Source organism: Pantoea sp. CTOTU50773 (assembly GCF_032082325.1).
Taxonomy (GTDB): domain Bacteria; phylum Pseudomonadota; class Gammaproteobacteria; order Enterobacterales; family Enterobacteriaceae; genus Pantoea; species Pantoea communis.
Map to the genome: position 1 here is coordinate 1 of NZ_DAMDQC010000155.1, position 10,132 is coordinate 10,132.

Consider the following 10,132-nt stretch of genomic DNA (forward strand, 5'->3'; position numbering starts at 1 on the left):
AGGTCACACCTTTTGCTGCCAGCAGTGTCGGGATCCAACTGGCAAAACCGTAATAGCCAATCGACTGAAAGAAGTTGCATACCAGCAGCATGAGGGTGCGGCGGCGGTAAGGTGGATGCCACATCTCATTTTTCACTGCCGGTTTAGATTCAATGGGCTGCAACAAAGGGTTATCAATGGCAGGCAGCGCCGCGCCGGTGGATTTAGCCACGCGCGCTTCCAGTCTGCGTACCACGTCTTCCGCTTCTTTGTAACGGCCTTGCTCAACCAGCCAGCGCGGGCTTTCGGGTAAGCCCATGCGCAGGATCCACACCAGCACCGCGCCGATACAGCCAAACAACACCACCCAACGCCAGCCGCTCAGGCCGAGAATTTCCTGGGGGACCAGCTGCCATGAGAGGAAAGCGATGGTCGGAATCGAAGTGTACTGGATGGCCTGCACGAAGGCATAAGATCTGCCGCGCAGACGCGCCGGAATGAATTCGGAGACATAGGCATCAATGGTGACCAGTTCAGCGCCAACGCCAATCCCCGACACAATGCGCCAGAACACAATGGAAAACGGATGGTGCTGAAACGCCATAATGCCACTGGCGATCGCGTAAACCAGTAACGCGATGATAAACACCTTTTTGCGCCGGAGGCGGTCAGCCAGATTGGCAATCAACAGGGTGCCGAGGAAAACCCCGAGGAACATCGCCGCGACAAACGCCCCCAGGCTATGAGGATCAAAAAAGTTATGGCTGCCGTGGGAAAAAATCCCCTCACGCACCATACCGGGACCGATATAGGCGGTCAGGAACACGTCATACACTTCAAACCAACCCCCCAACGCCAGTGCAAAAATAATCAGCCACAGCGGGCGGGCGGCGGGTAAGCGTTCCAGACGCGCAGAGAGTTGCGCACCAAATGCTTTGCCTTCTTCTGGTGTGAAGTTGTCACGCCAGGTCATCGGCGGAGGGATCGACTCGCTCAGCGAAATTTTTTTCAGCACGGTAGGGTACTCCGTTGTTTTTATAATGGTTTGTTAAGGGCTGGCCGGATGGCCATGCCCGATAACACAGGTGATTCAGGGTGTTAACGTTAAACCGGGCAGCCTTTCGCACGCAGAATCGCGTTGAAGCGCTCAGGGTCGTTATTGCCTGCCACGTTGCTGGCGCGGATCTTCTCCTCACGCTGGGCATGTTGCTGTGCGCGAGGCAGCAGCACACTCAGCTCATCTTGCGGGATTGCAATCACGCCGTCGGCATCGGCGACGATCAAATCGCCCGGTGAAACCACCAGTCCTGCACAGTGCACCGTGGTGTTCACTTCACCAGGGCCTTCTTTAGAAGGGCCGCGCAGGGTGTTACCCCGTGCCCAGCAGGCAATACCGCCTTCTGCCCATTCATTCAGGTCGCGCACGGCGCCATCAATCACAAAACCGGCAATCTTTTTGGTGACGGCAGAGGTGCGCATCAAGCCACCGATCAGTGCCTGAGTCAGATCGCCCGAGCCATCGACCACAATCACATCGCCCGGCTGCGCCATCTCGATGGCTTTGTGGATCATCAGATTATCGCCAGGACGCACCTTCACGGTGATGGCCGGGCCGCACAGCACCAGGTTGGCATCGTTGTGATAAGCCTGTAAGCCAAGCGCACCAACACTGCGCCCCATGGAGTCGCCAATGTTCGGCACCGGCAAGGCACGGAAGGCATCAATCACGCCCGCATCAATCTGTGCGCCGCGCTCACCGATGAAATAGCCAATCGGCCAGTCTTTATGGATGGTCATAAGTTAACTCCGGTTTAACACCTGCGGATTAACGCAGGCGGATGGGTTGATCTGTTGGTTATCAAGAAAAGCGAGACACTGACGTGCTGCGCTCTGTGCGACGGCATCCAATGCCTGCGGGGTGGAACCGCCAATATGCGGGGTTACGATCAGGTTGCTGAGCGCGCGGAAGGGATGATCGGCAGCCAGCGGCTCAATGGTCACCGTGTCCAGCGCTGCGGCACGCAGTTGCCCGCTTTGTAATGCGGCAGCCAGCGCGTCTTCATCAATCAATTCACCGCGTGCGGTGTTGATCAGCGTGGCGTGAGCAGGCAACTGTGCCAGGCGTTGCGCGTTGATCATCAAACGGGTTTTGGGCGTGACCGGACAGTGCAGACTCAGCACATCTGCCAGTGGCAGTAAATCGTCGAGTGAATCACAGCGTTGCGCGCCTTCGAAGTCACCATCAGCCGGAGCAGCGGGATCGAAAAATGCGACCTGCATCCCAATCACTCTCGCGAAGCGCGCCACGCGGCGGCCGATTTCGCCAAAGCCGACCAGACCCAGGGTTTTGCCCTGTAGTTCTTCGCCATCACCGCTGCGGGTCCAGCGCCCGGCGGTGACTTCCTGCTGAAAATAGGGCAGACGGCGCGCGCAGTTCAGCATCAGCGCCAGCGTTAGTTCGGCAACAGATTGCGCATTGGTGGCGGGCGTGGTCAGCACCGGAATCCCGCGTTCAGTCGCGGCAACCACATCAATATTGGTGACGCCCACGCCGTGTTTGCAGATGATTCTCAGCGTTGGACAAGCGTTGATGGCTTTCGCGTTCAATTCAACGGTGCGCGAGATCACCGCGTCATACGCCACGCTGCTCATACGCTGTTCAACTTCCGCAACGTCATTGGCGTCATCCAGATAATCGATCACACAGCCTGCTTCAGCGAGCAGTTCACGGCCGCCCTTGCCGAGGCTGGTAGTGGTCACGAGAAAGCGATAAGTCATGTCGGTTCTCCGATAGGGTTTACGTCATCCTGGCATCGACAACCGATAAAAAATATTCTGCGAAGGTTATTAATTCATTCCTGGTAGGAATAATTACTTGAGACGGAAGTTGAATCGTCACACGCCATAACGTTGGAATTTTGTTAACAAACAGGTCGCATGTTGCTGGGATTGTGTTCTGCTATACGCTTTAGGATTTTTACTTAAAAAATCGTTAAAAACGCAGAGTTAGCGGAACGCAGCGGCCGTATATCAGCAGGCTAAAGACCGCATAAATAGTGTGATCTACTTCAAAAACCTCCCTCAGAACCCTGATGCCCCTCAGTTATTTTATCGTCGTTGTTTTGAGCAAATTGCGCCGCAAAGTTGCACAACTCATATATTGAGCGTTTTTTGGCCGCACGAAATGATAAATGTAACTAAAGTTATAGAGTGTACCGTTTGGTTCATTAACAACTACATAATAGAACGGTTACATCATGTCTCACTCAAAAGATCTCTTCGCTGTGCTCGGCCGCGTCATGGCGGTGGGTCTGTTCTTCGCTTCGGGTCTCGACAAAATCACCCACTACGCAGACAACCTGCAAACCATGGCGAACAACGGTGTCCCGGCCTTTTTCCTGCCGCTGGTGATCCTGCTGGAAGTGGGGGGCGGTCTGGCCATTGCCTTTGGTTTTCTGACACGGTTCACGGCCATTTTTATGGCGGTGTTCTCGGTTCTGGCCGGATTCCTGTTCTATCAGGGATACAGCCACGCACACCTGATGGTGTGGTTAAAAAATATCTCCTGCGCTGCCGGTTTCCTGATGCTGTGTCTGAACGGCGGCGGTAAATGGAGCCTCGATCATCTGATTCAGCAACGTCTAGCACGTCATTAAGATTTTCACCTAACCCTTTAATTATTCAGGATAAAACCCATGAAAAAACTCCCAACAGTGCTGCTGTGCGGTGGACTTTTCTGTGCCGCGAGCCAGGCCGCCGAACCCGTTAACCAGGTCGCCGTATTAACCCATCACCAGGCGCAACAGCTGGTGGAGAAAGCTGAGCAGATTATTGGCAGCCATCACATCGGCGGCGCGATTGCGGTGGTCGATCCTTTTGGTCAGCTGATCGCTTATGAGCGTCTGGATGGAGCCACACTGGCCAACAGCGAACTCGCGCCGAAGAAAGCGCACTCAGCCGCCGCCTTTGGCGTGCCAACGTCCAGCTTCCAGCAGAAAATCGCTGCCGGTAATGTCGGTATGCTGGGTAACCCGGTGGTGGTGCCGCTGCCAGGCGGTGAGCCAGTGAAAGTGAACGGTGTGGTTGTGGGCGCCATTGGTGTCAGCACGCCAGATGGCAACGTGGATGCGGAAGCGGCGCAGGGCGCGCTGTCGGCGTTGAAAGCAGGTTAGCCATGGAAAGAAGACGTTTTTTACAACTGATGATGGCCACACCGGTCATCGTTTCAATCCCGTTGCAACCCCTGTTGGCCGCACCTGCTGATGCCTCACAAGCGCTGCTGTTGCGCGCCAGTGAACTGCTAACCGGACGCCGTGGCCTCGATATCGGCATTTCTGAACGGTTATGGACGCTGCTGTGTGAACAGGATGCAGGGTTCCCGGCTCAGCTAGCGCGCCTGATGACGCGTCTCAATGCGTTGCAAAGCGAAGATCGTGAGCAGATCGTCGCGCAACTCGATGACGCGGACGTGAAGACCGCGCTAACGATTATTTCGCCGTGGTATCTCGGCTATATCGGTCATCCGTCTACGACCAAAGCGGTGGATGACGCGCACTTCGTGACCTTCCTGTCGGCGCTGATGTATGAGCCCACGCGTGATCACACCATTCGCCCAAGTTATGCCAGAGCGGGCGGTGATTACTGGGCTGAAGTGCCTCCGGGCGTCACAGCGCCACCGATGTCCACCTTGATCCGCGAATGGGGCGATCAATCGCCCCTCGCCGCAAAGCAGATTAAGCAGCCTGATGCACCCTGGTTACTGATGGTGCAGGGCAAAGCCAAAACCCTCGTGGAAGCCGAGGCGATGCTGGCGCAGCACAATACCCTATAACAAGAATCGAGCAGGTACATCATGAGTGAATTTGATGCCGACGTGGTGATCGTCGGCTCCGGTGCGCTGGGCGCCAACGCCGCTTATCAGCTGGCGAAAGCGGGCAAATCGGTGATTATGCTGGAAGCAGGGCCTTATATTCCACGCTGGAAAGTGGTGGAAAACTACCGAAACGGCGCCAGTAAACGTAACTGGTGCACGCCATATCCGAATCTGCCGTGGGCACCCAACTCTTACACCGAAGGCTATATCGATGCCAAAGGGGATGACGATTTCGAATACGTCACCAGCTACTTACGCGTGGCCGGTGGCAGTACGCGTCATTGGGCATCCGCCTGCTGGCGCTTGTTACCCAACGACTTCAAGCTGAAAAGCGTGTACGGCGTTGGCCGCGACTGGCCGTTTGAATACAGCGAGCTGGAGCCCTGGTATGTCAAAGCCGTGCGTGAAGTCGGCGTCGTCGGCACCGCCAATGAGGACCAAAGCGGGCAAGGGCGCGGTCACTATCCGCCACGTTCAGCGGAATATCCGCTGCCGCCGGAAGCCAAGCCGTATATGGTGCAGCGCATGCAATCAAAGCTGGGCCCGATGGGTTATCAGGTGATCCATGAGCCGCACGCGCGCGTGTCACGTCCCTATGATGGCCGTCCGGCTTGCGCGGGCAACAACAACTGCGAACCGATCTGTCCGATTGGCGCGATGTATTCCGGTGATATGCACGTCGATAAAGCCGTGGCGCTGGGCGTGCAGTTACGCACCGAATGTGTGGCCTGGAAGCTGGAGAAAGGCGCAGGTAACAAGATCGTCGCGCTGCACTACCGTCAGCCCGATGGCAAAGACACTCGCCTCACCGCCAAAACTTTCATCATCGCTGCTCACGGGCTGGAAACGCCGAAGCTGCTGCTGATGAATGAAGTGGCCAACAGTTCCGATCAGGTCGGTCGTAACCTGATGGATCATACCGGTTTGAGCCTCACTTTCCTCGCTGACGAACCGCTGTGGACCGGGCGCGGTTCAGTGCAGCACGGTACTATCGCCAATCGCCGCGATGAAGCCAGTCGCGCACAGCACTCGGCGATCCGTTATTCACTGCGTAACCTGGTGCCCAACGTTGATGTCACTGTGCCGCTGCTGAAGCAAGGCATGATGGGGCAAGCGCTGGATGATGCGATTCGCGACCGTGCCTCGCGCATCATGAACATCAGTACCATGAGTGAAACGCTGCCAAGTCCGACCAACCGCGTGACGCCAAATTACGATCGCAAAGATTCAATTGGCCTGCCGATGCTCAACGTCAATTACCATCTTGATGATTACGTGCGCGGTATGCGCCCGCAGGCGTACAAGGATTTCGCTAACTTCCTGCAGGCCTTTAACGGTGAAGTGATTGAGGCCCCGACCGGCTGGCGTAATCAGTATCACATCATGGGCACCACCATCATGGGGGATAACCCGCGTGATTCGGTGGTCGATGCGCATTGTCGTAGCTGGGACCATCCCAATTTGTTCCTCGCCACCACCGGCGTGATGCCGACCTCTGCCACGGTGAACCCAACGTTGACGGGGATCGCGCTGGCGTTGCGTATGGCCGATACCATCGCGAGGGAGATCTGATCATGCGCAAACATTTCAGACATCTGGCTGCGGCAAGCCTGTTGCTGGCCGGTGCCGTGCAGGCACAGGATGCTTCGCCGGATCTGGTCAAACGAGGGGAATATCTGGCCACCGCCGGTGACTGCTCGGCCTGCCATCGCGATCCGCACAGTGGCAAACCTTTCTCGGGCGGTTACGCGATTCAGTCACCGATGGGGATGATTTACGGCTCCAACATTACGCCGTCGAAAACCGCTGGGATTGGCAACTATAGCCTGACGGATTTCACTGCGGTGATGCGCAAAGGCAAAGCACCGGGCAATCATTACCTCTATCCGGCGATGCCTTATACCTCATTTGCCGGACTTTCAGATGAGGATATCCACGCACTTTATTCCTATCTGATGCTCGGTGTGCCAGCCGACGATCATCCGGCGCCTGAAACCGATCTGCCGTTCCCGTTCTCTTTCCGACCGGTGATGGCGATGTGGAATCTACTGTTCCTGGATAGCTCGGCAGTGCCAGGTAGCGATGCGGCCGCAGGCAGTGCAGAACGCGGCGAGTACTTGGTGCGCACGCTGGCGCACTGCTCCACCTGCCATACCCCACGTAACGGCATGATGGCGGAACAGGGCGATCGCTTCCTGTCGGGCGGCAAGGTTGGCAGCTGGACGGCACCGAATATCACGCCAGATGCACAGGCGGGCATCGGTGACTGGAGCGATGCGGAAATTGTCACCTATCTGCGCACCGGCGCGCTGCACGGTAAAGCGATTGCCGCGGGTGAGATGGGCACCGCGGTGCAGAACTCGTTCTCGAAAATGCAGCAGAGCGATCTGGAGGCAATGGCGCATTACCTGAAGCAGGTGCCTGCGATTGGCGGCGCGGATCGTAAAGCCCCGTCGGTAGCGCCACAGCCTACACCGCTGTCAGCCATTGAAACCGGCATGAAAAATGAGATCGCCGATTATGTCTCCGGCGATGCGATGAGCGGGGCGCAACTGTACAACGGTGCCTGTGCCACCTGCCACGCCAGTGACGGGCGCGGAACCCACGATGCTCAGCGTTTCTATCCCTCGCTGGTGGGATCTTCAGCGGTGCTGTCAGACGATCCCGCCAACCTGATCATGACGATTGCGGAAGGCGTGGACCGACAGACTGGCAACGATCACGCCTTTATGCCGGAATTTCGCACGCAGTTTAGTCAGGCCGAACTGGCCAAAGTGGCGGACTACGTCTCTACCAACTTCGGCAACCCGCAGCATGCGATTACGCCAACTGATGTTGAGCAAACGCTGAAAGGCGAAAGCGGCAGCTGGCTGGTGCGATACGCGCATGCGTTAAGCATCATCGGTGGCGTCGTTGCGCTGCTGGTGATCGTGATGGCATTGATCCTTTTCCTGCGCCGCCGGAAATAACTTTTACGGGCGGCGTTGACGTCGCCCGCATTCAAAACGGTATGACCCTTTAAGGAGTAACTTCAATGAAAAAGGCTTTATCCCTTGCGCTGTTGAGCGCCGCGCTGCTCGGTTCTGCTGCTGCGCATGCCACCCTGACGCAAACCATTCTTTCTCAGGGCGATGCGCAGAAGCTGATCGCGGCCGCGCAGGAAAAAGCGCACGCGTTGAACGCCAACGTCTGTATTGCCGTGTTGGATCAGTCAGGCCAGCTGCTGGCGTTTAACCGAATGGACAATGCCCCCGTCGGCTGTATCGATTCCTCCATTCTGAAAGGCCGTGCGGCCGCGTTGTATCGCACGCCAACAGACAAATATATGGATCGCGCCAACGGTAAAGAACCGGCGATTGCGACCTTACCGGGCGTCATTCCGCTCGGCGGCGGCTCACCGGTGGTGTGGCAGAACAACACCATTGGTGCAGTGGGCGTCAGCGGTTCTGCTAACCCGAATGAAATCGCCATCGCCAAAGCAGCAAGCGACAGCTTTAAATAACGACGCCGGTCGTTGCTCAAATATTCATGACGCAAAGGTGCACTTTGATGCACCGGTGGGCGGCCTGAGGGGCGCCCGCGCAACACAACACCTCATTCAGTTCTCCTCCGACCTGCTCATCCATCAAGTTCCTGCGCCGCGCGCCGATAGTCTCTACAGAGGGATGTAGGTGCACAGGGAGTGGTTCATTTTTTAACCGAAAAAGTGTCAACTCCAGGAGCGCCATAATGGCCAAACACGCATCAAAGAAAACAATGAGCACCCGCACGCAGATGCTGCTGACGGGCGCCTTAACCATCACCTTCGGCTTTGCCGTCACCATCGGCGTGTTGAGCTGGCAGTCCAGCAACGAGCAAAAGTCACTGGCCGAAAACTATCTGCAGCAGATTGCACAAACCAAGGCACTGCAAATCCAGCAGGAGCTGAGCTATGCGCGAGACGTGGCGCATAACCTCGGCCACAGTCTGATAGCGCTGCCAGCCGCAGGGATTCAGGATCGTAAAGTCGCCGATAAAGTCATGGAGTCGGCACTGCGCGATAACCCTGACTACCTGTCGATTTCAGTGGTCTTTGAAGAAAACGCCTTCGATGGCCGCGACGCCGAGTTCGCCACCCAGCCAGGTGCTGCACCGAAGGGGCGTTATGCCTTCTTCGTCGATCGCGATCAGTCGGGCAATTTCAAGATGCACCCGCTAACCTCGATCTTTACACCGGGCCAGGGTGACTACTACCTGCTACCGCAGAAAAGTCAAAAAGACACACTAATTGAACCCTACAGCTATGCCTACAACGGTGTTCCCACACTGCTGACGTCCGTGGCGGCGCCGATTCTAAGCCAGGGAAATTGTGGGGTGTTGTGACTTCAGATATTTCACTGGCCTCGCTGCAGGAGAAAGTGAATAAAATCAAACCCTGGGATGGCGTGGGCTACGCCATGCTGCTGTCCAGTGCGGGGAATGTAGTGTCATACCCGGATAAAAACCAAACCAGCAAAGCGTGGAAGGGCGATACCCATCACTACAGTTCAGACGTCATGGAACAGCATGACGCGTTACTGGGTGAAAATGCATTGGTCACCTGGCAGCCGGTGGTGATCGGTAACAGCGATCAGAAATGGTATCTCGGGGTGGTCGCGCCGGTGAGCAAAGTGATGGCGGCGGCGCATCGTCAACTGGTCAACGCCGTGATACTGATGATCATTAGCATTCTGGTGGTCTGCGCCCTGCTGGGGCTGTTATTCAGCCGCAAAGTATTGAAACCGATCGGTGGCGAGCCGCTGGAAGCCGCGACCATTGCGTTGGCGGTGGCGGACGGCAAGCTGGATAACGTCATCACACTGAAAGGGCGCGATAACAGCAGCCTGTTCTATGCGCTGCATACTATGCAAAACCAGCTGCGTGAGATTGTTGGGCAAATTCAGGACGCCAGTTCCTCCGTTCGTCAGGGCGCAGGCGAAATTGCCAGCGGTAACCTCAATCTGGCCTCGCGCACGGAAGAACAGGCGGCGGCACTGGAACAAACCGCCGCCAGCATGGAGCAAATCACCGCCACAGTGAAACACAACGCCACTAATGCGCATCAGGCGACGGCGTTGACGGAAAACGCCACGCAGATCGCCAGTCGTGGCGAATCGCTGGTGGGTGAAGTGGTACAGACCATGGCGCAGATCGATGACAGTGCGAAGAAGATTGGCGATATCACTGCCATCATCAACAGCATCGCGTTCCAGACTAACGCCCTTGCATTGAATGCGGCGGTGGAAGCGGCGCGTGCCGGTG

The 10,132-nt window shown here is 56.6% G+C and carries 9 protein-coding genes and 1 pseudogene; 7 read left to right on the forward strand and 3 right to left on the reverse strand.

The window, feature by feature from the left end; all coding sequences use genetic code 11:
• From RT340_RS18920 to RT340_RS18930, 3 genes are all read right to left on the reverse strand, one after another.
• Positions 1–994, reverse strand: a 994-nt coding sequence (locus RT340_RS18920) for an MFS transporter (RefSeq protein WP_313377487.1), incomplete at its 3' end; no start/stop codon positions are given.
• An 89-nt stretch (positions 995–1,083) separates the two neighbouring features.
• The gene (locus RT340_RS18925) at positions 1,084–1,776 is read right to left on the reverse strand and encodes an RraA family protein (RefSeq protein WP_313377488.1); all 693 of its coding nucleotides are present in this window, start codon (positions 1,774–1,776) and stop codon (positions 1,084–1,086) included.
• Positions 1,777–1,779: 3 nt separating this feature from the next.
• Positions 1,780–2,757, reverse strand: coding sequence for a hydroxyacid dehydrogenase (locus RT340_RS18930; protein ID WP_313377489.1), 978 nt, complete (start codon positions 2,755–2,757; stop codon positions 1,780–1,782).
• Positions 2,758–3,236: 479 nt separating this feature from the next.
• Between RT340_RS18930 and RT340_RS18935 the strand changes: the two genes are divergently transcribed.
• The 7 genes and pseudogenes from RT340_RS18935 to RT340_RS18965 all read left to right on the forward strand — a co-directional run.
• Positions 3,237–3,635 carry a DoxX family protein gene (locus RT340_RS18935; protein WP_058961083.1) on the forward strand — a complete coding sequence of 133 codons (399 nt, stop codon included), beginning with the start codon at positions 3,237–3,239 and terminating at the stop codon, positions 3,633–3,635.
• A gap of 39 nt (positions 3,636–3,674) precedes the next feature.
• On the forward strand, positions 3,675–4,151 hold the full coding sequence (locus tag RT340_RS18940; protein ID WP_034829790.1) for a GlcG/HbpS family heme-binding protein: 477 nt from the start codon (positions 3,675–3,677) through the stop codon (positions 4,149–4,151).
• Between the two features lie 2 nt (positions 4,152–4,153).
• The gene (locus RT340_RS18945) at positions 4,154–4,810 is read left to right on the forward strand and encodes a sugar dehydrogenase complex small subunit (protein ID WP_097117862.1); all 657 of its coding nucleotides are present in this window, start codon (positions 4,154–4,156) and stop codon (positions 4,808–4,810) included.
• A 21-nt stretch (positions 4,811–4,831) separates the two neighbouring features.
• The gene (locus RT340_RS18950) at positions 4,832–6,424 is read left to right on the forward strand and encodes a GMC family oxidoreductase (protein WP_313377490.1); all 1,593 of its coding nucleotides are present in this window, start codon (positions 4,832–4,834) and stop codon (positions 6,422–6,424) included.
• Between the two features lie 2 nt (positions 6,425–6,426).
• A complete protein-coding gene (locus RT340_RS18955) occupies positions 6,427–7,821 on the forward strand; it encodes a cytochrome c (RefSeq protein WP_313377491.1) in 1,395 nt (464 codons plus the stop codon).
• A gap of 65 nt (positions 7,822–7,886) precedes the next feature.
• Positions 7,887–8,354: a heme-binding protein gene (locus tag RT340_RS18960; RefSeq protein WP_313377492.1), complete on the forward strand. Its 468-nt coding sequence runs from the start codon at positions 7,887–7,889 to the stop codon at positions 8,352–8,354.
• Between the two features lie 227 nt (positions 8,355–8,581).
• A pseudogene (locus RT340_RS18965) lies at positions 8,582–10,132 on the forward strand (methyl-accepting chemotaxis protein); the annotation flags it as partial.

Excerpts from the sequence above, each read along its gene's own strand:
- RT340_RS18925 (WP_313377488.1), bottom strand. The coding sequence starts at position 1,776 with ATGACCATCCATAAAGACTGGCCGATTGGCTATTTCATCGGTGAGCGC.
- RT340_RS18930 (WP_313377489.1), bottom strand. The coding sequence starts at position 2,757 with ATGACTTATCGCTTTCTCGTGACCACTACCAGCCTCGGCAAGGGCGGC.
- RT340_RS18935 (WP_058961083.1), top strand. The coding sequence starts at position 3,237 with ATGTCTCACTCAAAAGATCTCTTCGCTGTGCTCGGCCGCGTCATGGCG.
- RT340_RS18940 (WP_034829790.1), top strand. The coding sequence starts at position 3,675 with ATGAAAAAACTCCCAACAGTGCTGCTGTGCGGTGGACTTTTCTGTGCC.
- RT340_RS18945 (WP_097117862.1), top strand. The coding sequence starts at position 4,154 with ATGGAAAGAAGACGTTTTTTACAACTGATGATGGCCACACCGGTCATC.
- RT340_RS18950 (WP_313377490.1), top strand. The coding sequence starts at position 4,832 with ATGAGTGAATTTGATGCCGACGTGGTGATCGTCGGCTCCGGTGCGCTG.
- RT340_RS18955 (WP_313377491.1), top strand. The coding sequence starts at position 6,427 with ATGCGCAAACATTTCAGACATCTGGCTGCGGCAAGCCTGTTGCTGGCC.
- RT340_RS18960 (WP_313377492.1), top strand. The coding sequence starts at position 7,887 with ATGAAAAAGGCTTTATCCCTTGCGCTGTTGAGCGCCGCGCTGCTCGGT.